At 60.3% G+C, this 24,260-nt stretch carries 18 protein-coding genes; 11 read left to right on the forward strand and 7 right to left on the reverse strand.

Annotated elements, in window-relative coordinates; translation table 11 throughout:
* Positions 1-23: 23 nt before the first annotated feature.
* The 7 genes from algG to HU743_RS04195 all read left to right on the forward strand — a co-directional run bounded on the left by algG (position 24) and on the right by HU743_RS04195 (position 9,440).
* Entirely contained in the window at positions 24-1,610 is a 1,587-nt protein-coding gene (algG, locus tag HU743_RS04165) for a mannuronan 5-epimerase AlgG (protein ID WP_186551317.1), read from the forward strand.
* 10 nt (positions 1,611-1,620) lie between these two features.
* Positions 1,621-3,087 (forward strand): alginate O-acetyltransferase, encoded by a 1,467-nt coding sequence (locus HU743_RS04170; RefSeq protein ID WP_186647075.1) that lies wholly within the window; start codon positions 1,621-1,623, stop codon positions 3,085-3,087.
* An 8-nt stretch (positions 3,088-3,095) separates the two neighbouring features.
* A complete protein-coding gene (locus HU743_RS04175) occupies positions 3,096-4,220 on the forward strand; it encodes a mannuronate-specific alginate lyase (RefSeq protein ID WP_186647077.1) in 1,125 nt (374 codons plus the stop codon).
* Positions 4,221-4,467: 247 nt separating this feature from the next.
* The gene (locus tag HU743_RS04180; protein ID WP_186647079.1) at positions 4,468-6,033 is read left to right on the forward strand and encodes an MBOAT family protein; all 1,566 of its coding nucleotides are present in this window, start codon (positions 4,468-4,470) and stop codon (positions 6,031-6,033) included.
* Between the two features lie 10 nt (positions 6,034-6,043).
* The gene (locus HU743_RS04185; protein ID WP_186551321.1) at positions 6,044-7,216 is read left to right on the forward strand and encodes an alginate O-acetyltransferase; all 1,173 of its coding nucleotides are present in this window, start codon (positions 6,044-6,046) and stop codon (positions 7,214-7,216) included.
* Between the two features lie 14 nt (positions 7,217-7,230).
* Positions 7,231-7,887, forward strand: a complete 657-nt coding sequence (locus tag HU743_RS04190) for an alginate O-acetyltransferase AlgF (protein WP_186551322.1) — start codon at positions 7,231-7,233, stop codon at positions 7,885-7,887.
* A 101-nt stretch (positions 7,888-7,988) separates the two neighbouring features.
* Positions 7,989-9,440, forward strand: a complete 1,452-nt coding sequence (locus HU743_RS04195) for a mannose-1-phosphate guanylyltransferase/mannose-6-phosphate isomerase (protein WP_186551323.1) — start codon at positions 7,989-7,991, stop codon at positions 9,438-9,440.
* A gap of 83 nt (positions 9,441-9,523) precedes the next feature.
* Here the strand turns inward: HU743_RS04195 and HU743_RS04200 are convergent, their stop codons facing one another.
* Genes HU743_RS04200 through HU743_RS04210 form a run of 3 tightly spaced genes read right to left on the reverse strand, consistent with a single transcriptional unit; the run spans position 9,524 to position 15,159 of the window.
* A complete protein-coding gene (locus tag HU743_RS04200) occupies positions 9,524-11,920 on the reverse strand; it encodes an RHS repeat-associated core domain-containing protein (protein ID WP_186647081.1) in 2,397 nt (798 codons plus the stop codon).
* A 15-nt stretch (positions 11,921-11,935) separates the two neighbouring features.
* Positions 11,936-12,289, reverse strand: coding sequence for a hypothetical protein (locus tag HU743_RS04205; RefSeq protein WP_186647083.1), 354 nt, complete (start codon positions 12,287-12,289; stop codon positions 11,936-11,938).
* Between the two features lie 38 nt (positions 12,290-12,327).
* A complete protein-coding gene (locus HU743_RS04210) occupies positions 12,328-15,159 on the reverse strand; it encodes an RHS repeat protein (protein WP_186647085.1) in 2,832 nt (943 codons plus the stop codon).
* 169 nt (positions 15,160-15,328) lie between these two features.
* On the opposite strand from HU743_RS04210, the gene HU743_RS04215 reads away from it, so the two are divergent.
* Both HU743_RS04215 and HU743_RS04220 read left to right on the forward strand, forming a co-directional pair.
* On the forward strand, positions 15,329-15,793 hold the full coding sequence (locus HU743_RS04215; RefSeq protein WP_186647087.1) for a multidrug transporter: 465 nt from the start codon (positions 15,329-15,331) through the stop codon (positions 15,791-15,793).
* A 35-nt stretch (positions 15,794-15,828) separates the two neighbouring features.
* Positions 15,829-16,653: an SDR family oxidoreductase gene (locus tag HU743_RS04220; protein WP_186647088.1), complete on the forward strand. Its 825-nt coding sequence runs from the start codon at positions 15,829-15,831 to the stop codon at positions 16,651-16,653.
* A 107-nt stretch (positions 16,654-16,760) separates the two neighbouring features.
* Here HU743_RS04220 and HU743_RS04225 read toward each other — a convergent pair whose 3' ends face one another.
* The 4 genes from HU743_RS04225 to HU743_RS04240 form a co-directional block, all read right to left on the reverse strand.
* Positions 16,761-17,627 carry an HlyD family secretion protein gene (locus HU743_RS04225; RefSeq protein ID WP_186647090.1) on the reverse strand — a complete coding sequence of 289 codons (867 nt, stop codon included), beginning with the start codon at positions 17,625-17,627 and terminating at the stop codon, positions 16,761-16,763.
* Positions 17,628-17,652: 25 nt separating this feature from the next.
* Positions 17,653-17,853 (reverse strand): DUF1656 domain-containing protein, encoded by a 201-nt coding sequence (locus HU743_RS04230; protein ID WP_186647093.1) that lies wholly within the window; start codon positions 17,851-17,853, stop codon positions 17,653-17,655.
* Positions 17,843-20,035, reverse strand: coding sequence for an FUSC family protein (locus tag HU743_RS04235; RefSeq protein ID WP_186647095.1), 2,193 nt, complete (start codon positions 20,033-20,035; stop codon positions 17,843-17,845). The genes HU743_RS04230 and HU743_RS04235 overlap by 11 nt, the downstream gene beginning before the upstream one ends.
* Positions 20,036-20,210: 175 nt before the next feature.
* Positions 20,211-21,710 (reverse strand): efflux transporter outer membrane subunit, encoded by a 1,500-nt coding sequence (locus HU743_RS04240; RefSeq protein ID WP_186647097.1) that lies wholly within the window; start codon positions 21,708-21,710, stop codon positions 20,211-20,213.
* 295 nt (positions 21,711-22,005) lie between these two features.
* On the opposite strand from HU743_RS04240, the gene HU743_RS04245 reads away from it, so the two are divergent.
* Positions 22,006-22,974 (forward strand): LysR family transcriptional regulator, encoded by a 969-nt coding sequence (locus HU743_RS04245; RefSeq protein ID WP_186630902.1) that lies wholly within the window; start codon positions 22,006-22,008, stop codon positions 22,972-22,974.
* A 417-nt stretch (positions 22,975-23,391) separates the two neighbouring features.
* Positions 23,392-23,766, forward strand: coding sequence for a DUF6124 family protein (locus tag HU743_RS04250; RefSeq protein WP_186647099.1), 375 nt, complete (start codon positions 23,392-23,394; stop codon positions 23,764-23,766).
* Positions 23,767-24,260 lie beyond the last annotated feature (494 nt).

A 24,260-nucleotide genomic window follows, 5' to 3' on the forward strand; every position in this document is an offset into this window, starting at 1 on the left:
GAGCCGCCAAGGGAGTGCCCGACATGATCAGCACCCGGACAGGCTCACTCAGCCTGCTGGCCGGCGCGATGCTGCTGGCCAGCGCTGGCGCCTTCGCCAATGTTGAGGCCGCTGCGCCTCAACCAGGCAAGCCCGCGACCATGACCAAAGAGCTGCAGCAGGCCAAGACTTACACGGTCAGCAGTGCGCCGACCGAAGCGCTGGAACTGGCCAAGCCGAAACTGCCCGACCTTTCCGGCTACACCGCCGAGGCCGCGGCCGCGAAGATCGTGCGCAGCAAAGCGGGCAAGATCAGCGTGCGCCGGATGATGCAGGAAAACGCCCTGAAGGACTTCATCGGCGGCGATAACAAGATGGCCGAATGGGTGGTGCGTCAGCACGGCATCCCGCAGGCGATCTTCATCGACGACGGCTACATGAACCTCAAGGATCTGGCGAAAAAACTACCCAAGCAGTATTTCAGCGAGACCTCGCCGGGCGTGTACCTGGCCCGACTGCCGATCGTGGTCGGCGAGAAAGGCATCCTCGACATCGACGGTCAGACTCAGGAACTGCGCCTCTCGCAAGAGGCCGGTGCGTTCCTGGTCAACGACGGCCAGTTGTTTGTGCGTGACACCAAAGTCACTGGCTGGCGCGAGAAGGACAACGGCCCGGCAACCTTCCGTTCGCCGAAGGAATTCCGCCCGTTCCTGCTCGCCTGGGGCGGCACGCAGACCTACATCGTCAACAGCAAGATGGCCAGCTTCGGCTACGCCAACAGTAAGTCGTACGGGGTGAGTATTTCCCAGTACACGCCGAACATGGCCAAAGTTCTCAAGCGTCCCGAGCCGACCGGCTGGATCGTCGGCTCCGAGTTCTCGGACATGTGGTATGGCTTCTACTGCTACGAAACCAGCGACTTCGTGGTCAAGGGCAGCACCTACAAAGACAACATCGTCTACGGCATCGACCCGCACGACCGCTCGCACCGCCTGATCATTGCCGAGAACACCGTTTACGGCACGAAGAAGAAGCACGGGATCATTATTTCCCGTGAGGTCAACGACAGCTTCATCTTCAACAACAAGAGTTTCGACAACAAGTTGTCGGGCCTGGTGATCGACCGTAACAGCGTCAACAACATCATTGCCTACAACGAGATCTACAAGAACCACACCGACGGCATCACGCTCTACGAGTCCGCCGACAACCTGCTGTGGGGCAACAAGGTTATCAGCAACCAGCGCCACGGCATCCGTATTCGTAACAGCGTGAACATCCGCCTCTACGAAAACATTGCCATGGCCAACGGCCTGACCGGTGTCTACGGCCACATCAAGGACCTGACCGACACCGACCGTGACATCAAGCTCGACCCGTTCGATGCCCAAGTGTCGCTGATCGTCGTCGGCGGTGAACTGGCGGCCAATGGCAGCGGCCCGCTGTCGATCGACTCGCCGTTGAGTGTCGAGCTGTATCGCGTATCGATGCTGGCGCCGACCAAATCCAGCGGCATCAGCTTCAACGGCATCCTCGGCGAGCGCCAGGATGAAATTCTCGACCTGCTGGTGCGCCAGCAGAAAGCCGTGCTGATCGACCCTGTCGAACGCCAGACCGAAATGCAGGACTGAGGATAATTTTATGCACCCACACATGATCAAACTGCTCAGCCTCTCGGCCCTGACCCTTGGCATTCTCGCCGCCGGCAATGTGCGCGCCGACGCTGGCGGTGCAACTGCCGCGCCACCGAAATTCACCGCCGAGCCATGCTGCAACCTGTGCCCGGCGGCCCATGACGCGAAGAACTACACCACGCGTTATCAGCAGAACTTCACCACCCTGGTGCAGGCGCAAGGCGACTGGCTGTTCCGTACCCAGGAAGACCTGCGCACCGAGTTCAACACCACTGCGGCCGGCTACAAGCGCCTGCAACAGCTGCACGATGCGTTCAAGAGCAAAGGCGTCGAGCTGGTGATTGTCTACCAGCCGACCCGAGGCCTGGTGAACCGCAACAAGCTCAACCCGCAGGAGAAAGCAGCGTTCGATTACGACAAAGCGCTGAGCAACTACAAGACCATGCTCGGCCGTTTCGCCCAGATGGGTTACGTGGTGCCGGACCTGTCGCCGCTGACCAACGAATCGCTGCCGGAGACCCTGCCCGCTCACGATTTCTACTTCCGCGGCGACCAGCACTGGACGCCATACGGGGCCCAGCGCACGGCGAAAATCGTCGCCGAGAAGGTCAAGCAGATCCCGGCCTTCGCCGACATTCCCAAGCGTGAATTCGAGACCAAGCGCTCCGGGCGCATGGGCAAGACCGGCACCCTGCACAACATGGCCGGGCAACTGTGCGGCACCAGCTACGCGATCCAGTACATGGACCAGTTCACCACCGAGCCGAAAGGCGAGGCAGGCGACGGCGACCTGTTCGGCGATTCCGGCAATCCGCAGATCACCCTGGTCGGCACCTCGCACAGCGGCAAGAACTACAACTTCGCCGGCTTCCTCGAAGAAGCCATCGGTGCCGACATTCTCAACGTTGCGTTCCCCGGCGGCGGTTTCGAAGGTTCGATGTTGCAGTACCTGGGCAGCGAGGAATTCCAGAAAACCCCGCCGAAAATTCTCATCTGGGAATTCTCGCCGCTGTATCGCCTCGACCAGGAAACCATCTATCGCCAGATGATGGCGCTGCTCGATAACGGCTGCGAAGGCAAAGATGCACAGATGTCCGGCAGCGCCACGCTGAAGCCGGGCAGCAAACAGGAACTGATGGTCAACAGCAAAAACCTCAACCTGCAGAACGGCAACCATCAGGTCGACATCCGCTTCGCCGACACGTCGGTGAAAACCCTGCAAGCCACCCTCTGGTACATGAACGGTCGCCACGAGGACATCAAGATCGAGAAACCGGAAACCTCCGACACCGACGGTCGTTTCGCCTTTGAGCTGCGCACGGACGAAGACTGGGCCTCGCAAAACCTGCTCGCCGTTGAAGTCCAGGGGCCTGAAGCCAAGCCCGGCGCCGCGCCACAAAAAGTCGAAGCGAAAATCTGCAAACGCAACGTATTCCCGGGCGCCGGTCAACAGACCGCGCAGCTCGGGCAATGAGGTCTGCTATGCGAAATCGAACGATCAAACACCTGCTTGCGCCATCCTTGCTGACCCTGGCGATGTTCGCCGGGGCCACCCAGGCCGCCGCGCCACTGCGTCCACCGCAGGGCTACTTTGCACCGGTGGATAAATTCAAGACCGGCGACAAGAGCGAAGGCTGCGACGCGATGCCGACGCCCTACACCGGTCCGCTGCAATTTCGCAGCAAGTACGAAGGTTCCGACAAGGCACGCGCAACGCTGAACGTGCAGTCGGAAAAAGCCTTCCGCGACACCACCAAGGACATCACTACGCTGGAGCGCGGCACCGCCAAGCGCGTCATGCAATTCATGCGCGACGGTCGCCCGGAGCAGCTCGACTGCACCCTCGACTGGCTGACAGCGTGGGCCAAGGCCGATGCGTTGATGTCGAAAGACTTCAACCATACCGGCAAATCGATGCGCAAATGGGCGCTGGGCAGCATGGCGTCCTCCTACCTTCACCTGAAGTTCTCCGACTCGCATCCACTGGCCGAGCATCAGCAGCAAGCGCAGCTGATCGAGGCCTGGTTCAGCAAAATGGCCGATCAGGTGGTCAGCGACTGGGACAACCTGCCGCTGGAAAAAACCAACAACCACTCGTACTGGGCCGCCTGGTCGGTGATGGCGACTGCCGTCGCGACCAATCGCCGCGACCTGTTTGACTGGGCCGTGAAGGAATACAAGGTCGGCGTCAATCAAGTCGATGCCGACGGCTACCTGCCCAACGAACTCAAGCGTCAGCAACGCGCCCTCGCCTATCACAACTACGCCCTGCCGCCGCTGGCGATGATCGCCAGTTTCGCCCAGGTCAACGGTGTCGATTTGCGTCAGGAAAACAACGGCGCGCTGAAGCGTCTGGGTGATCGGGTGTTGTCTGGGGTGAAAGACCCGGACGCGTTCGAAGAGAAAAACGGCAAGAAACAGGACATGACCGATCTCAAAGAGGACATGAAATTCGCCTGGCTCGAACCGTACTGCACCCTCTACACCTGTGCGCCGGATGTGCTTGAGAAGAAGCGCGACATGCAGCCGTTCAAGACTTTCCGCCTCGGCGGCGACCTGACCAAGGTCTACGACCCGGCGCATGAGAAGGGCAACAAGGGTTCGTAACGCTGACGGTATTGCCCTGTGGCGAGGGAGCTTGGTCCCGCTCGGCTGCGAAGCAGTCGTAACCCAGTGAACGCGGATCGACTGATACACCGCGCGATCAAGCTTCAAGGGGCGCTTCGCACCCCAGCGGGAGCAAGCTCCCTCGCCACAGGCAAGTGCGCAGCATGCAATACAACCACCCCGTTTCAGTGGGGGGTTTGGGGGGGCTTTGGCCCTTGACTGTTGATTCAAACATGGAGAGATCGGGATGGTATTTTCATCCAACGTGTTCCTGTTTCTGTTCTTGCCGATCTTTCTCGGCTTGTACTACTTGAGCGGGCAACGCTATCGCAATCTGCTGCTGCTGATCGCCAGCTACGTGTTCTACGCCTGGTGGCGGGTGGACTTCCTCGCGCTGTTCGCAGCCGTCACGCTGTGGAACTACTGGATCGGCCTGAAAGTCGGTGCCGCCGGCGTCAGGACCAAACCGGCGCAGCGCTGGCTGTTGCTCGGCGTGGCGGTCGACCTGTGCATCCTCGGCTACTTCAAGTACGCCAACTTCGGTGTCGACAGCATCAACGCGATGATGACGTCGGTGGGTCTTGAGCCGTTCATCCTCACCCACGTGCTGCTGCCGATCGGTATTTCGTTCTACATCTTCGAATCGATCAGCTACATCATCGACGTGTACCGTGGCGATACGCCGGCAACGCGCAATCTGATCGACTTCGCGGCATTCGTGGCGATCTTCCCGCACCTGATTGCCGGCCCGGTCCTGCGTTTCCGCGATCTGGCCGACCAGTTCAACAACCGCACGCACACCCTCGACAAGTTCTCCGAGGGCTGCACGCGGTTCATGCAGGGCTTCATCAAGAAAGTTTTCATCGCCGACACCCTCGCCGTGGTCGCCGACCACTGCTTCGCCCTGCAGAACCCGACCACGGGCGATGCCTGGCTGGGCGCACTGGCCTACACCGCGCAGCTGTATTTCGACTTCTCCGGTTACAGCGACATGGCCATCGGCCTGGGCTTGATGATGGGTTTCCGCTTCATGGAAAACTTCAAACAGCCGTACATCAGCCAGTCGATCACCGAGTTCTGGCGCCGCTGGCACATCAGCCTGTCGACCTGGCTGCGTGACTACCTCTACATCACCCTCGGCGGTAACCGTAAAGGCACGTTGATGACCTATCGCAACCTGTTCCTGACCATGCTGCTCGGTGGTCTGTGGCACGGCGCGAACATCACTTACATCATCTGGGGCGCCTGGCACGGCATGTGGCTGGCGATCGAGAAAGCGCTGGGGCTGAACACCTCGCCGCGCAGCCTCAACCCGATCCGCTGGGCGCTGACGTTCCTGCTGGTGGTGATGGGCTGGGTGATCTTCCGTGCCGAGAACCTGCACGTCGCCGGACGCATGTACGGCGCAATGTTCAGCTTCGGCGACTGGTCGCTGTCGGAACTCAATCAGGCCAGCCTCACCGGTCTGCAAGTGGCAACCCTGGTGGTGGCTTACGTGACCCTGGCGTTCTTCGGCCTGCGTGACCTCTACACCCATCAGCCGCCCGCCAAGACCAAACCCGACGTCAACGTCGAGGCCGATGGCCCTGCCACCGCGACCCCGGGAATGATCAAGGCAGCCCCCGGCGAAAACCCGGCGGCCATCCACGAGCCTGGCTACACCGTTGGCGTCGAAGCCCAGGTGCAGCCGGCCTACTGGACCGCTGACTGGTCGCGCTATGTGATGCGCGGGCTGATCCTGCTGCTGTTCATCGCCTCGATTCTCAAACTCTCGGCGCAAAGCTTCTCGCCGTTCCTTTACTTCCAGTTCTGAGGGATCTGACATGACCCGCTCATTACGCATCTTCTACATCGCCCTGTTCCTGGTGACGCTGTTGGTCCTCGGTCTGTGGTCGATTCGCAGCTTCTTCGGCTTCAGCACCAACGCCGACGCGACGGTGCTCAACGGCCGCTGGACCAAGGCTGTGGAGACCCATTACGACGAGGAATTCCCGATCAAGCGTCTGGGCACCAACCTCTGGGCCGCGCTGGATTTCAAACTGTTCAACGAAGGTCGTCCGGGCGTCGTGCTCGGTCGCGACCAGTGGCTGTACAGCGATGAAGAATTCAACCCGATCGTCAATGAAGAGCTGAACCTGCAAGGCAACTACGCGCTGGTCGAAGGCGTGCGCCAGACCCTGAAAGAGAAAGGCGTGAAACTGGTGATGGCGATCGTGCCGGCCAAAGTGCGTCTGTATCCGGAGCATCTGGATGAAGTGAAGCCTTCGAGCATTCACCAGAACCTCTATCAGGACTTCCACGCCCGCGTCGCTGCCGACAAGATCCTCGCCCCTGACCTGCTTGGCCCGTTGCAACAGGCCAAGCAGAACGGTCAGCAAGTGTTCCTGCGCACCGACACCCACTGGACTCCAGAAGGCGCCGAAATCGCAGCCAATGCCCTGGCGAAAACCATCGCCGAGCAATCCCCGCTGAGCGGCGAGCCGCAGCGCTTCGTCACCACCCCGGCGGAGAAAGTCACGCACAAGGGCGACCTGCGTCTGTTCCTGCCGCTCGATCCGCTGTTCGAAAACATGATGCCGGCGCCTGAGCCGCTGCTGAAACGCAACACCGTTGCCGCCGAGCAACCTGCCGGTGACGACGCCCTGTTCGCCAACAGCGAAGTGCCGGTGGCGCTGATCGGCACCAGCTACAGCGCCAACCCCAACTGGAACTTCGTCGGAGCGCTGAAACAGGCGCTGCACAGCGACGTCGTCAACTACGCCGAAGACGGCCACGGCCCGATTCTGCCAATGCTCAGCTACCTGAAAAGCGATGACTTCAAGAACAGCCCGCCGCAAGTGCTGATCTGGGAGTTTCCTGAACGATATCTGCCTGTGAACAACGAAATCGGCGACGCCGACCCGCAGTGGGTCGCAGAGCTTAAACAAGCCGGCGCCCGCCAACAAAACGTAGCCATCAACACTAAATCCGAGACGCCCGATCGGGCGCAAAACTGAAAGAGAGGTACACCATGACTTTCACTACTACTCCTCGTCGTCTCGCTAAAAGCTTCGCACTGGTTGCTGGCCTCAGCGTACTTTCCGTCCCAGCCTTCGCCGGTGGCGACGCCGCGCTGTACGGCCCGACCGCACCGAAAGGCTCGACCTTCGTGCGCATCTACAACGCCAGCAACGCTGAAGTCAGCGCCACCGTCGGCAGCACCAGCCTGAACGATGTTGCGCCATTGGCCAGCAGCGACTTCAGCTTCATGCCGGGCGGCGATTACAGCGCCAAGGTCGGCAGCCAGACCCTGCCTGTGAAACTCGCCGGTGACCACTACTACACCCTGGTCAACAACGCTTCCGGTGCGCCGCAACTGATCGAAGAACCGCCCTTCAAGAACAAGCAGAAATCCTTGGTGCGCGTGCAGAACCTCAGCGACAAGCCACTGACCCTGAAAACCGCCGACGGCAAGACCGAAGTGGTGCCGAACGTCGCCGCCAAGGGCCGTGGCGAACGTGAAATCAACCCGGTGAAAGTCAGCCTGGCGCTGTACGAAGGCGACAAGAAAGTCGGCGACGTGAAACCGGTCGCCCTGGAGCGCGGTGAAGCAGCGGTGCTGTACGTCACCGGCACCGGCAGCAACCTGTCGCCAGTCTGGGTGAAACGCCCGGTGTCGACGCGCTAATCGCTTGAGCTATCAGCTACTGGCTTCAAGCTGCAAGTGAAGTGCTTCTAACTCACCGCTTGCAGCTTGCAGCTCTCAACTGCATTTATGGAGTAAACATTATGATTCCGGTGATCTTGTCAGGTGGTAGCGGTTCGCGTCTGTGGCCTCTTTCGCGCAAGCAGTTCCCCAAGCAATTTCTCGCCCTGACCGGCGAACACACGCTGTTCCAGCAAACCCTCGAGCGCCTGGTGTTCGAAGGCATGGACACCCCGATCGTGGTCTGCAACAAGGATCACCGTTTTATCGTCAACGAGCAGTTGGCCAACCGCAATCTGGAATGCCAGCGCATCCTGATGGAGCCGTTCGGGCGCAACACCGCGCCGGCCGTGGCGCTGACCGCGATGATGCTGGTCAATGAAGGTCGCGACGAGTTGATGCTGGTGCTGCCGGCCGACCATGTGCTGGAAGACCAGAAAGCCCTGCAACGCGCCCTCGCCCTGGCCACCGTCGCTGCCGAGAACGGCGAAATGGTGCTGTTCGGCGTGCCGGCAACCAAACCGGAAACCGGCTATGGCTACATCAAGTCCACTGCCGATTCGCTGCTGCCTGAAGGCGTCAGCCGGGTCGCGCACTTCGTCGAGAAGCCGGACGTCAAGCGTGCCACCGAATACGTCGAATCCGGTGGCTACTACTGGAACAGCGGCATGTTCCTGTTCCGCGCCAGCCGCTTCCTCGAAGAGCTGAAAAAACACGATCCGGATATCTACGACACCTGCCTGCTGACCCTTGAGCGCAGCCAGCAGGACGCCGACACCATCACCTTCGACGAAGCCACCTTCGCTTGCTGCCCGGACAATTCCATCGACTACTCGGTGATGGAAAAAACCCAGCGCGCCTGCGTCGTGCCGCTGACTGCCGGCTGGAGCGATGTCGGTTGCTGGTCGTCGCTGTGGGAAGTCAACGAGAAAGACGCCAACGGCAACGTCAGCAAAGGCGATGTGGTGATCCAGGACAGCAAGAACTGCATGATCCACGGCAACGGCAAACTGGTGTCGGTGATCGGCCTGGAAAACATCGTCGTGGTCGAAACCAAGGACGCGATGATGATTGCCCACAAGGACAAGGTCCAGGGCGTCAAGCAGATGGTCAACACCCTCAACGCCCAGGGCCGCAGCGAAACCCAGAACCACTGCGAAGTCTATCGTCCGTGGGGCTCGTACGATTCGGTGGACATGGGCGGGCGTTTCCAGGTCAAGCACATCTCGGTCAAACCGGGCGCGTGCCTGTCGCTGCAGATGCACCATCACCGCGCCGAACACTGGATCGTGGTCAGCGGCACCGCCGAAGTGACCTGCGACGACAACGTGTTTCTGCTCTGTGAAAACCAGTCGACCTACATCCCGATCGCCTCGGTGCATCGCCTGCGCAACCCGGGCAAGATCCCGCTGGAAATCATCGAAGTGCAATCGGGCAGCTACCTGGGCGAAGACGATATCGAACGCTTCGAAGATATCTACGGCCGCTCCACCCCGATCGAACGCGGCGTGTCGGTGAAAACCATCGCGCAGTAATCGCTCGCTGAAACAAGAAGCCCTCGTCCAGCCCGTTGCGTCCCCTATCCGCAGCGGGTTGGGCGGGGGCTTTTTTATTTATGCTAGTAAGGCCGAGGATCCCCCCACCCAAGGGCCATCGCCTGGGAACGAGGGTTAATAGCCTGTGTTTTGATTTTCGTCAGATGTACCGTCTCGCTCACTTGATTCAACGCGTTCATAGTCAAGTATGTTCCAGCACCTTTCAGACTTGCTGTATTTTTGGCCGCCCCCAGCGGGTCATCGAGTTTCTGCAATTGTTCTGCGGTCAGTTGGGAGCCCGGATTGATAACGGTAAAATTCACCGTCAGCTCGGCATCATTATTTTCTGAGGGAAATGCCAATGTCATCATGGTGACGCCGTACACATTACGGTCGCCAGGTTCTTTGTCACGATCCGTCTTCTCTAACAATGCAAACAATCGCGTATCAGGCCTTTTCGCTAACATAAGATCAAGTTCTCGAATGCCCTCACTCTGGTTCACGGAGTCTGCCATGTGCGTAGAAACATACGCGCCTGCTTTGAAATTCCAAATTTGTTTAGCGGCGTCTTTGGCCTTGGTCACAGCCGGAGACTTCGCTAAATCCGAATATTTTTGCCGGTAGTCTTCCAATACAGCTTTAAGTTCATCGGTGTCCATGTAGCCCGGCTCCTGTCGAACGCGCTGCTCCTGCCTGGAGCCTACTCCAATTTCAACAACCTCAAAATTATCGGATCTTTTATACTCGCCGGACGAAGCATCAAAGGTACTCACCTCTTTTTTAGGCAACTGGGTTTTAAAGAAAAACATATTGAACGTATTAACTTCTATCTCCATTTCCTTGACAGAGCCAACCATAGTCGCCAGCTTGGCTGGAATTGAAACTCGACCGTCCGTATCCCTGCTGCCGATCGGATTATTTCGAACCATGGAATAAAAATTGAGCCCGTCCACCGCTCCGGCAGGATCCGGATTCAGCCATCGCTGCCATTCAGGCAGGTAATAGCGAAACCCATAGTAATAAAGCCCCGTTGCATCCCGCTCCTTGCCCGAATAGCGCACCGTTTTATAACTGACTTGCACGGCATCACCGTCCACCCACGCCGTGCCGCCAAATGGGTAATAGGCTTCCCGCGAGATGATGCTGGCGTCCTGATCGAGCTCCAGCGTGATTGAACCCAGATGATCCGTCAGGCTGAAACGTTGTTGATTGTTGGCAAGCTGCTCCGGCCTTTTCGTCACCCAGTGCAACACTCGTACACTCCCGCGCCCGGTCTGCACGTCAATCACCTGCAGGTTTTCACCCGTGCCGCTATGGGTGCGTATTTCCAGACCTGGCAAGTAAAGAGTTTCGATGAAATTGGTTTGCGATTTGCTCAGCAATGAACGGAGCTTGCGCACGCGTTTGCCTGCGGCGTCGTAGCTATAGCATTCGTTATCGTCAGCTCGCTCCGCTCTGTCATTGCGCACGACTGTGCGCACTTCGCTGAGTTGGTTTCGCAGGTTCCAATGCAGTGCTTGTCCCGGTTGCAGACTGAGCAGATTGCCATTGCCGTCGAAACCGTTCCGAAAGTCTTCTTCGCTCGGTTCCACGCCTTCGCGTACGGGCAAACAGCGGTTGCTGCGGACATCGGCGACCAGCCGGTGGCCGGGGCTTTGCGCTCCGACGTGGGTCAGTTCAAGGAGATTGTTACCTTCGTCATAGCGGTAGGTCTGGCAGTAATTGGCCAGACTGCCCGAGCGCTCGGACAGAGGGCCGTGAGTGGACGTCAGCGCCTCAAACCCGGTCGCCTTAATCAGTTGCGACAGCGTGTCGTAGACAAAACGGCGAGTCGGCTCGATACGCTGATTGGCGAAATAACGGATCGGCAGCGCCGCTTCTTCGATGCTCAGCACATTGCCGAGCGCATCGTACTCGAAACGCTGGTCCTGCAACGGTGCCTGCTGGCCGAGCCGGGACAGCAACCGTCGCAGCCGACCGTTTTCAGCGTCGTATTCAAGAAGGGTCACTACGCCGTTACCCGCCACCTGTGTCTCAACCTGACCGGCAGCGTTGCGGGCAATGGCGCCGACCATCGGCAACCACTGCGTGGTTCCACCCAAACGTAAATCCACGGCGGCCAACTCGCCGTCCAGCGAATGACTGAATCGCTGCTCGTTAGCCTGGGCATCGGTTTGCGACTGCAGATTGCCCAGCGGACTCATGCGCATGCGGGTGACGAAACCGGCAGTCGCCCCTGCGGTGAGACGGCGTTCCTGCTCCAACACCGCACCGGTCAGTCCATAATCGTTGAACAGTAGCGTGCCCGCCGGATCATCGTGGCGGATCAAGCGTCCACATTGGTTGCGTTCACCCAACGCTGCATCGCCATAGGCAAGCTGCTCAGTGATTGCTCCATTTTCGGTAATCGCAACCGGTCTCGTCTGGTCGTCATACTCAAGCTTGCGCCAGGTGCCGCGGCCATCCCACTCCTCCAGCAACTGGCCACTCTCGCCTCATAAGCCGACACGCCATCCGGCATCGACCGAGAGTTTGCCCGTAACCTTCGCAGACAACGAGTTCACCGTGACCACATTCGGCTGCACTGCCTGCGCGAACCGTGGGTCCCACTGCGCAGTCATTCGACCGAGCGAATCATGGGCCACGCGATTGATCCGCGCCTGCGCGGGACGGCTGTCCTGACGCCAATAATCCACGGCACGAATCGTCAAGCGGCGTGGGTCGAAGGCTGTTACCTGTGGCGTAAGGCAATGAATGAGCATGGCTTGCGGCATTGTTGAATGCTCCTCGGGCAACCCGCCCCTTGCAGATCCGGTCACGCACGCCGGGTCATATCCGTTGATAGTCAATAATCTTTTCCTGCCCGCTGTGGCTGAGTGGGGCTTTTTCAGCTGTGGGTGTTCTGCCGTCGTGGTTTTGGCCGGGCATAGCCGCCCATTGATTGCTGCCTCCCCGCGTAGGGTTTTGGCGCCACCAGGCCAATGAAGTCCTGCGTACGCTCCAGCGCTTGAACGGTGCTCAATGTCTGAATGGACAGGTCGGATACTGCTTCGAAGAGTTCAGCGTCCGGATTGCCGGCAGTTGCCAGCTCGGTCACGATGGCCTGCGTTCGGAAGGTTGCCATATCAATGTCTGCCGGAATGTGTTCCCACGTTTGACTCAACGCCTCTGCATTCAGTCCTCGGGCTGCAAGGGCAAACTCGCGCCCCGTCTTCATCAGCCCCGGTGCCTGCGATCCAAGCGTGTCGCCGACGACCGACATCAGCTTGTCCTCAGCCTTGGTGCGAGCGATTTTTACCAGCCTTGATCGTCCCGCTGGCGTACGAGGATCATGTGCGACCAGTTGCAGTTTCACTTGGGCAAGACTTTGCTGTTTTTTGGGTTCGACGCTTTCGACGAAAGCCTTGGGGTTCATCTCCCGCCCGGTGAAGTTGATCGAGCGGTCCAACTGATAGGTATCCACGACTTTACCAATGGCAGCATCCGCCAACTTGCCCCCGGCTTTAGCACCCAACTTTGTCCCCAGCGCACCTCCCATCGGCCCGAGCGCCCCACCCAATCCGCCGCCTATAGCCCCGCCTAACGTTTGAGCGCCCGCGCTCACCGCGTGGCTGGCCAACTGCGTAACGACTCGCCTGCCAAGCGCCCGAAAGCGATGTCGCGGCTGGGTATGGTTGAGCAACGCGTTTCTGACGTCAGCGGCTGCCGAAGTCATTGATTCGAGCAAAGCGCTTTGCTTCTGTGCACTGCCTGCCAGCGCTGAGGTATCGGCCTTGCCGCCGCCATCACTGTCCACGTAGCGGATGGGCGAGTTGCCGACCATTTGGTAAAGGTTCGGCCCATCGACAAACCCTTTGGGGTCAGGATTCAACCAGCGCTGGCGCCACGGCATGTAATAGCGATACCCGTAGTAATAAAGCCCGGTGGCGTCGCGTTCCTTACCGCAGTAACGCACGGTTTTGTAGCTGACATCAGGCTCGTCGGCCCATGCAGTCGCACCAAATGGATAGAAGTGCTCGCGGCTGATCAGCTGTGCATCAGCGTCCAGCTCAAGGCTGAGCGAACCCAGATGATCGCTGAAACTGTATCGGTAGAGATCATTGGCGCCCGCCGGTGGCGGACTTGCCCAATGCAGGACGCGGACGCTGTTGAGTCCGGTCTGAACGGTGATCACTTGCAAGCTCTCACCCGTGCCAGTGTCTGTGCGCAACTCCAGCGACGGCAGATAACGCACCTGCGCCAGAAGACTGCGCGCACCCGTCTGTGACGAACACGTTTTGCATACCCGCTGACCGGCGCCGTCATAGCGATAGCTTTCGCAATCGTCCGCGCCTGATTGACGTTGCACGGTCACCACTGAATGGAGTTGATTGCGCAGATTCCACTGCAACTGGCGTCCCTGATCCAGCACCAGCAAATTGCCAAGTGCGTCGAACGCTGCGCCGATCTCTGCCTCATCGGGCGGCTCGCCGTTGCGCCATGGCAGGCAACGATTGCTGTAGCGCGCGGCCTGCATATCATGACCGGGACTTTGCGCGCCGACATGGGTCAGCGTGAGCAGGTTGCCGCCGGCATCATAACGATAGTTCTGCGTGTAATTGGCCACGGCTGTCGGCCCGCCACCACCCGCGCCGGCCTCCCAACCCGTGGCTTGGCGCAACTGGTAAAGCGTGTCGTAGCGGAAACGACTGATCGGCTCGATGCGCTGGTTGGCGAAGTGGCGAACCGGCAATGCCAGGTCTTCAATGCTTGTTACATTGCCCATCCGGTCATAGGCATACAGCAAGTGTTGCAATACGGTGCCCAGTCGGTCCTGAGCATGACGCGTGAGCAACCGGCCGTCTTCGGGACGGTAACTCAGCGCGGTCAGTACACCGTTGCCCGCCCGTTCCTGGGTGACCTGCCCTTCGGCGTTGTAGCGAATATCGCTGACCAGCGTATGCGCCTCGGCGTGAGATTCGAGCTGCAGATCAACCGCCCGCAGCCCCCCATCCAGGGTCAGCGCGAAGCTCTGCCGATGACCACGGGCATCCACCTGTTCGAGCAGCGATCCCTGCGGCGCAAAGCGCCACTGTGTGGTTGCCCCTACTCCGGGTTCAAGCAGCTTCTGCCGATCAGCCACCGCTTCAGGCCAATCCGGGACAACCAACTCGGCGCTGAAGTGACGGGTGTTTTCGCTGCACGGCCCGGTGATTGCAAACTGCGCGAAGAGGACACTGCCTGCCGGATCGTCATGGCGAATCAACTCACCGAGCTGATTGCACAGCGGGTCGCCCGCGCCAGGTCGGCCATAGATAAAACGCTCGGCACAGCGGCGCGGCACGCCAATGCCTGCCTCGAACACAGCGACCGGTCGCAGCAAGTTATCGTATTCAATCTCGCGAAGCGTGCCCCGGCCATCCCAGCCAAACAGCATCTCGCCAGCCAAGCCATGCAACTGGACGTGAGTTCCCGCATCGGTACTGTCCGAGCGCAGAAGCCTATCGTTCAAGCCATGGACGGCGCGGAGGCTGGCAGGTGCCTGCGGATCAGTCGCTTGCAGCGCCCAGAGGCGCGCATCCCATTGTTTGACCGCACGCCCGCCAGCGTCGCGCAAGGTTCGCTCGATCCGGGTTGCAATGGTTTGAGTCTCCTCAGCCCGCCAGTAATTTACTGCCGCAATGTCCAGCCCGCGCGGATCGCTCACCGCAAGCGTTGGCGTGTTGCTGTGGATGCCCATAGTCCATCAACGTCCCTGAGTGCCTTCGCCCATAAGAGCAATAACAGGCCGGGACGCCCACTGTCAGAAATTACAGTTCCGACGGGCGGTGCGTGGGTAACCGTCGCGAATATCCATTGTGCGACGCCTTCGGTAGGATGGGGCTCATTCACCGACGGAGCGTTCAAGCATGTTCATCGGCATCCTGCTGGTCATCACCTGGCTGATCCTGTTGCTGCGCTATCCGGCCAAGGCCCTGCCTGTTTCGGTGGCGGCGGCGATTGGCCTGGGCTTCGTGGCGATGTGGGTGGTGTGGCTGGACCATCGCGAAATCAAGCAACTGGCGCGCCTGGAATTACGCATCGCCTATGCGCCCGAGCAATGCCCGGCGGATCGCCCGTTACAACTGAAACTGAGCAATGGCAATAGCGTGCCCCTGACCGAATTGCGCTGGCGCATTGCGGCCTATGCCCCCGGCGACACGGTCAACCTGGCCGATAATCAATACACCGCGCCACGTTACCGCGGCCCGGGCGAATTGCAGGCCGGCGGCACTTGGGAAGACTGTTTGCCACTGCCGCCGCTGCGCCCCGGTTATCGGCCGCAAACCCTGGAGTTTCGCGCCGAGCATTTGCAGGGTAGTTTCTCCGACTGATCCCCTCCCCCACTTTTTTGCACAAGGAATGCGCCATGCCCGTTGCGTTGATTACCGGTTGTTCCAGTGGCATTGGCCGCGCCCTTGCCGATGCTTTCAAGATGGCCGGCTACCAAGTCTGGGCCAGTGCGCGCAAGCCTGAAGACGTGGCGGTGCTCAGCTCAGCCGGGTTCACCGCCGTGCAACTCGACGTCAATGACAGTGCCGCGCTGGAACAACTCGGCGAGCGCCTCAACCAGCAACATTGCGGCCTCGATGTGTTGATCAACAATGCCGGGTATGGCGCGATGGGGCCGTTGCTCGATGGCGGTGTGGCGGCCATGCAGCGGCAGTTTGAAACCAACGTATTCTCGATCGTCGGCGTCAGCCGCGCGCTGTTTCCGCTGCTGCGCCGGAGCAAAGGTCAGGTGGTGAATATCGGCAGCGTGTCAGGCGTGCTGGTCACGCCATTTGCCGGTGCCTACTGCGCCTCGAAAGCGGCGGTGCATGCGTTGAGCGATGCCCTGCGCATGGAACTCGCGCCATTCGGTATCCGTGTGATGGAAGTCCAGCCCGGCGCGATCGAATCGAGCTTTGCGAAGAATGCCGGACATGAAGCGGAACAGTTGATTAATGAGCAATCGCCGTGGTTTCCCTTGCGTGAAGGCATTCGCGCACGAGCCAAGGCCTCGCAGGACAAACCGACACCGACGGTTGAGTTTGCTGCGCAGTTGCTGCAAGCCGTGCAGCGGAACAAGCCGCCACGGCTGATCCGCATCGGTAACGGCAGCCGGGCGTTGCCGTTGCTGGCGGCATTAGTGCCCAAGGGTTTGCTGGAGTCCACACTGATGAAGCGCTTCGGCCTGCGCGCGAAACTCTGAGTCCGTGTCGCGCCCTTCGCGAGCAGGCTCGCTCCCACAGGGGTTTTCGGTGTGACGCAGATCGCGTGTGGGAGCGAGCCTGCTCGCGAAGGAGGCGACTCGGTCTGTCAGAGGTTCGTCGGAGTCTGATTCACCACCACCGTGCAAGTAATCCCCGCCGCCAGCAACACCCCCTCCGGCACTTCATCAATATGAATCCGCACCGGCACGCGCTGCGCCAACCGCACCCAGTTGAACGTCGGATTGACGTCGGCGATCAGCTCGCGACTTTCCGGGTTGTCGCGGTCATAGATACCGCGGGAAATACTCTCCACATGGCCCTTGAGCACTTCGCCGCTCATCAACTGCATGTCGGCTTTGTCACCGACGCGAACGTGCGGCAGTTTGGTCTCTTCGAAAAAGCCATAAACCCAGAACGAGTTCATGTCGACCACGGCCATTTTCGCCTCGCCGATGCGCGCGTAGTCGCCGCGATGCACGTTGAGGTTGGTCACGTAGCCGTCCACCGCGGCGCGGACTTCGGTGCGTTTGAGGTTGAGTTCGGCAGCCTCCAGTTGCGCCTGGGCGTGTTGGTAGTCGGCCAGCGCGGCGGCGGCGATGTTGCTGGCGTCGTCGCGGTTTTCCCTGGAGATCACCAGGTTGTCCAGATCGGCGCGGCGATGGGCGTTGACCTTGCGCATCTCCCAGGTCGACTTGCGCGAAGCGACCAGCGACTGCGCCTGCTTGACGGCGATGCGGTAATGCTCGGGATCGATGCGCATCAGCAAGTCCCCCTTCTTCACCAACTGATTGTCACGCACCGGCACTTCGACCACTTCGCCGGTAACGTCGGCGGCGATGTTGATGATGTCGGCGCGAACACGGCCATCGCGGGTCCACGGCGTGTTCATGTAATGCTCCCACAAGGTGCGGCCGATCCACAGCGCCAGGGCCAGCACCAGCAGGGTCGCGAGCAGGCTGAAAAACTTTTTCATCAGAGCCTTCTTTAGAGACAGAGAGTCAACGGTAGATAGTCAGCGCCATGGCGCCAAACAGACAGGTAAACAGGCTCAGGCGCAGCAGCGCCGGGTGCCAGAAAAAGCGGTACAGCTCGAACCCCGAAAGAAACCGATCCACCGCCCAGGCCAGTGCCGCAGCGATGAAAAACATCAGAGTCATGGTCGGCATGTACACGCCGTGGAAGGCGATTTCACGAGGCATGGGCAAGTCCTTCGGGCCTGGCGGGAGCGAATTCGGCGAGCGGTGATTGCGGGTCGAGCAGCGAGGTGCGGATGAAATGCAGATAGCTTTTCACCCGGCGCAACGCCGACGTGTCGAAGTGCGGCGCGAACGGCTCATCGGTGGCGGCGACGCGGCTGATGGCGTGATCGACGGCGACCAGTGCGCGCTCAAGATTGCTCGCGTTGGGTTGCAGAAACAGACGCACCAGCGCCCGGCCCATCACACGAATTGCCTGGCGCCACGGCTGCGACTCGGCATAGGCCGGGTGCACCGGCAGGATCGCCTGTTCCTTGCGCAACTCAATGATCGCGTGGCCGACTTCCAGCACCACGAACATCCAGCGCAGAAGACGTTTCTGCACCTTCGGTTGCCCGGCCGCGAGGCCATAAGCCTGGTGCAGCAAATCGCGGGTACGGCTCTCGAAACTCGAAGCCAGGCCTTTAAGCTTGCCGCTGATCGCATAGACCACTTGCCCGCGCAAATCCTGCTCCAGGCGTTGCCACAACCAGCGGCTGTTGGGCGGCAGAATAATCGCCCCGGCGGCCGCGCACACCAGCATGCCCATGACCATCGCGATGTAATCGTTGATGAAGGTGTAAGGGTTGTAAACAGTCAGGTTGTCCGGCACCGAACCGGTGCTGAAAAAGATCAGCAAACCGAGGCCGACACCGGCGTATTGTGGACGCGAAGCGAGGAACGAGCCGAACACGATCACCGGTGCGAGCATCACGCATAGCAAAGGAAAACCATCGATCCACGGAAAGATGAAAAACATCTCGACGAAGCCAATCAAGGCGCCGAGAAGCGTCCCGCAAGCCATTTGAAAGGCCATGCGTTTCGGGTTTGGCGTCGCCGCGGACAAGCCGACAGTCGCCGCGGCAATCAGGGTCATGGTGGCACCGCTCGGCCACGCGGTGGCGACCCAGTAACTGCCCAGCACGATCAGGATGAATGAAGCACGAATCCCCGAAGCCGCAGCCGCCCACCAGTTGGTTTGCGGGGTGAACGGTTCGTCCCAGCGTTCCCGTTCGTGGCGATGATCGGCCAACGACGCGTGGGTCTGTGCATAACTGTGCAGGTCATCAACGAAGCGATACAGCAATTCGTAGGCGGTGTGAAAATCCAGCTGCTCGGCCTCGCTCGGCTCGCTCTGCTGAAAAATCCCCCGCAAGCTGCGCACACGTGCCGGCAAGCCTTCCTTGTAGGTCGCAAGCGCCGTGGCCAAGCGTGCCGCATCGGGGCTGGTCAAGGCACGACCGCTAAAGCCGTCGAGCACTTCGGCGAGATCCTGCAACCCCGGTTTGATCGCCGCCACCACGTGTTCTTCAGCGTTGCCGCGCAGGCGTTCGAGCAATTGATGAAGTGCGTTGAACCGCGTGGTGATGCCCATGAACTCACTGTTCAAACGGCTCAGGCGACCGTTGCGCCGGCGCATGTGCGGGTCTTCGAACACGGTCACGCTGCGCAGCCCTTCCAGGCCCACCGCTTCGGCGATGAAGCGCACGTTGCTGGCTTCGAAAGACTCGGCTTTGCTGCGCCCACGCAGGCCATCGGTGACGAACAACGCGAACACGCCGAAGCGCTGATACAAGGCGTTGCGCATCGCCGCACTGGCGGTTTGCGGCAGGATCGCGGCGCTGATCAGCGTCGAGCAAAGAATCCCCAGCGAGATTTCCAGCACCCGCCAGACCGCCGCCATGAAGGCGCCGTCCGGGTGCGCGAGCGCCGGCAAACCGACCATCGCCGCGGTATAACCGGCGAGCACAAAACCGTAGGCGCGAAAGTTACGGCAGCGCGCGGCACCGGCCGAGCAGAGGCCGACCCAGATCGCCAGCGCGCCGAGAAACAGTTCGGTGTTCTGTGCGAACAAGGCAATCAGCGTGACCATCACCGCCGACCCGGCCAACGTGCCGAGAAAGCGGTAGAAACTCTTGGCAAACACCTGACCACTCTGCGGCTGCATCACGATGAACACGGTGATCATTGCCGTGCGCGGCTGCGGCAATTCCAGACGCATCGCCAGCCACAGCGTGAGGAACGCTGCGATCAGCACCTTGAAGATATACACCCAGGTCACGCCATCGCTGCGTGCCCAGTCGAAGAAACCGCGGCGCCATTCCAGGGAGTGGAGCCAGCGTAAAGGGGTGGGCAAAGAGGTCATTAAATCCTGCTCAATAAATGAGAGTAGGGGGATTTTCTGTGATGGATGCCATGCCTGTGGCGAGGGAGCTTGCTCCCGCTCGGGTGCGCAGCGCTCGCGTTTTTTTGGGGGCCGCTTCGCAGCCCAGCGGGAGCAAGCTCCCTCGCCACAGAGGGTGGGAATAACAGGAATGAGTTCATCGCAGGAGTGCCGGTTTTTTTGGGGCCTGGGTCTGCTCGGTCGTCGGCACGTCATAACCGGCACCCAGTCCACCGCCCAGCGCCGTCACCAGCTCGGCATGCGCACTCAGGCGCGCCGCCTGCACCTGCTGCTGCACTTGCTGCTGTTTGAACAGCAAAGTCTGCGCATTCAGCACATTGAGGTAACCGGTCAGTCCGCGCCGATACGCGATCATCGCGATGTCGTAAGTCTTCTGCGCTGCGGCTACGGACTCGGCGGCAAACGCCTGCTGTTTGTCCATCGACTCGCGGCGAATCAACTGGTCGGAGATGTTTTTCAGCGCGTTGACCAACGTCTGGTTGTAATGCGCCACGGCGACGTCGTAGCCAGCGGACGCTTCACCCAGTTCAGCGCGCAGACGCCCACCGTCGAAGATCGGCAACGAAATCGCCGGGCCGACGCTGTAGTTGAGTTTCTTGCCGGTCAAGAACTCCAGCGCCCCGCCGCCGGTGGCCATGTAGCCGAGGCTGCCGACCAGATCGACGTTGGGATAGAACCCGGCATGAGCGACATCGATGCCACGGGCTTGCGCCGCCACTTGCCACCGGCTGGCGACCACGTCCGGGCGTTGCCCGAGCAATTCGGCAGGCAATGCCGACGGCAACTTCAACGGTGCCGCGAGGGACAAAGTCGGGCGCTGCAACTGCGCACCGGCGCCCGGGCCTTTCCCGGCCAGCGCGGCAATCTGGTTGCGGCTGAGGGCGATTTCTTCATCGAGCGCATCGAGTTGGCGATGGGTTTCCGGCAGCGGTGCTTCGGCCTGGCTGACTTCGAAGTGAGTGCCGATGCCGCCACTCAGGCGTTTCTGCGCCAGGTCGAGAATCTGCTGTTGCTGCTTGAGCGTCGCCGCGGCGATGTCGCGCTGAGCGTAATGCAGCGACAGCTCGATGTAGGCACGCACCAGGTTGTTCTGTAACTCCAGCTGCGCCTGCCGCGCCTCGGCGGCGCTCACGTGCGCCAGATCCACCGCGCGTTCGCTGGCATTGCTTTCGCGGCCCCAGAGGTCAAGGGCGTAGCTCAAGCCCAGCGCGGCGTTGTTGTCCCAGGTCGTGCTGTTGGCCAGCTCACCCGGACCGTAGAACTGATCGGTCGGCCAGTTGTGGCGCTTAAGCGTCGATTCGCCGCTTACTTGTAATGATTCGGCCGCTTCGGCGACACCGGCCATCGCCCTGGCCTGACGCACCCGCGCCGCCGCCATGGCCATGCTCGGGCTGCCCTGCACGGCGAGGTCGATCCAGCGATTGAGTTGCGGGTCGCCAAACGCTTGCCACCATTGCGCAGTGGGCCAGTGGGCGTCTTTGGCGGCCTCGGCAATGGCTGCATCGGTGGCCAGTGAATCGGCCTGCAACGCCTTGCCTTGCGGGGCAATGCCTTGGGTTGAGATGCAGCCGCCGAGAGCCAGGGAAAAAACCAGAACACTGAGCGGCAAAAGCGCTCTGTTGATGCGACGCGGCACAGCTGCGAATTCCTGAGAAGAGGATAAGGCGGGTCGGGGTCCCTGTAGGAGCTGCCGCAGGCTGCGATCTTTTGATCTTGCTTCCCTTAAAACAAAATCAACAGATCGTCCGATCGCGGCCCGAGCCTTCGGCAGCTCCTACACAAGACCGGCGCAATTCTATGGAGCTGCCCTGACGGCGATAAGCTGGGATTTCTGTGAATCTTTGTTACGGTTAACGAGATAATCCCTTGGTCGGGGGTCTCAGCCCCTGAAACTTCGTGTCACAATTTGCCATCTCCCTTGAGAGCCCCCCATGGACACTTTGCAAAACATGCGCGCCTTCAGTTGTGTCGCCGAAGCCGGCAGCTTCACCGCCGCCGCCGTGCAACTCGACACCACCACCGCCAACGTCTCGCGCGCGGTTTCCAACCTCGAAGCCCACCTGCAAACCCGCCTGCTCAATCGCACCACGCGGCGCATCGCCCTGACCGAGGCCGGCAAACGCTACCTGTTGCGCTGCGAACAGATCCTCGCCTACGTCGAAGAAGCCGAAGCAGAAGCCAGCGACGCCCACGCGCGCCCGGCCGGGCAATTGAAAGTGCACACCATGACCGGCATCGGTCAGCACTACGTCATCGACGCCATCGCGCGCTATCGCAAGACCCACCCCGACGTGACCTTCGACCTGACCCTGGCCAACCGCGTGCCGGACCTGCTCGACGAGGGTTACGACGTATCGATCGTGCTCGCCAGCGAATTACCGGACTCAGGTTTTGTCTCGCAGCGCCTGGGCATCACCTACAGCATCGTCTGCGCCTCCCCGGCCTACGTGAAAGCCAACGGCGCCGCGCAGAAACCCAGCGACCTGCTCAACCACGCCTGCCTGCGCCTGGTCAGCCCGGTGATCCCGCTGGAAAAATGGGCCTTCGACGGCCCGGACGGCCAGGAAATGGTCACCATCAACAGTTCGCCGTTCCTGGTGAACTCCGCCGACGCGATGAAAACCGCCATCACCAGCGGCATGGGCATCGGCGTGCTGCCGGTCTACGCCGCGATCGAAGGCCTGCGCAACGGCACGCTGGTGCGGGTGATGCCGAACTACCGCTCGCAGGAACTCAACCTGTATGCGATCTACCCGTCGCGGCAGTATCTGGATGCGAAGATCAAGACATGGGTGGAGTATCTGCGCGGATCGTTGCCGGAGATTCTGGCGGCGCATCAGGCGGAATTGGCGGCGTATGAATTGAGCGGGAGTCTGGCAGGCGTCCGCGTCGCCACCTGAGTTTTAAACACTCGCAGGTTTCGTGTAGGAGCTGACGAGTGCAACGAGGCTGCGATCTTTTGATCTTGCTGTTTAAAAATCAAAAGATCGCAGCCTACGGCAGCTCCTACATCGCATTGTTTTCACGGAAGTTTCCGACAGGTTTTGCAGGTTGTCCGTCGGAAGTGCGCTGGCTAGGATTTGGCGGTTGCTGACGAATCAGCGACCGGGTCTGGAAAACCCGCAGGATCACAGCGCATGACATAATGCCGCGCTCTTTCAGCGCCGGTATTCAAGTTATGGCGGCTGTACGTGGGAGACCTTCGGGTCTGCCGGGTTTGATCCTTTGCCGGTTTTTCCAGTCCGCGTACAGCTGCCACCCCTTTCGCCTGGAAAACGAAAAAATGGCAGCTCCATTAATCCAAAAGGATCTTTGCCATGTTCAAACCGACACCCAATCCACCCGAATCAGAAAGCACCTCCCCTTACCAATCCCCCGATTCAAAAAGACTCCACGCCGCCGCCGAGCGTGCGCTGGACCACTACCTCAAACCGTCCGCCAGCGCGCAGCAAAGCCACAAACCCAGCACCCTGTTCCAGGTCGCCCCGGACCAGGACAACGAAAGCCTGCTGGCCCACGCCTGCGAATCCCTCGCCTCGGCCAGCATCATGAGCAGCGACATTGCCGCCTACGTCGACAGCCCACAGCGGCACACGATATTGGCCATCCAACAGGTGATCATGCTGGCGGAACTGGCAGTGAACCGGGTGCTGGATAATTACGAAATCCAGCAATCGCCGACACACAATTAAGCCTCTGTGGAGCGAGCCTGCTCGCCAAGGCTTCGGCACATTCAACATTCGGGTGTCTGATAAACCACTTTCGCGAGCAGGCTCGCTCCCACAATTCTGGATCGTGTACATCAGCAAGATATGTGTCGCTGTGAGGCCGCCTTCGCTGGCAAGCCAGCTCCCACAGGGACAGGGTGAATCTGGCAGAGATAGGTTGGCTGTGAGGACGCCATCGCGAGCAGGCTCACTCCTACAGTTGGAATGCATACACCAGTGATAAACAGGTCGAATGTCAGATCGCCTTCGCTGGCAAGCCAGCTCCCACAGGGACAGGGTGAATCTGGCAGAGATAGGTTGGCTGTGAGAACGTCATCGCGAGCAGGCTCACTCCTACAGTTGGAATGCATACACCGGTGAGAAACAGGTCGGCTGTCAGGCCGCCTTCGCTGGCAAGCCAGCTCCCACAGGGACAGGGTGAATCTGGCAGAGATAGGTTGGCTGTGAGAACGTCATCG

The organism is Pseudomonas sp. SWRI99, assembly GCF_014270125.1.
In the GTDB taxonomy this organism is placed as follows: Bacteria; Pseudomonadota; Gammaproteobacteria; order Pseudomonadales; family Pseudomonadaceae; genus Aquipseudomonas; species Aquipseudomonas hamedanensis.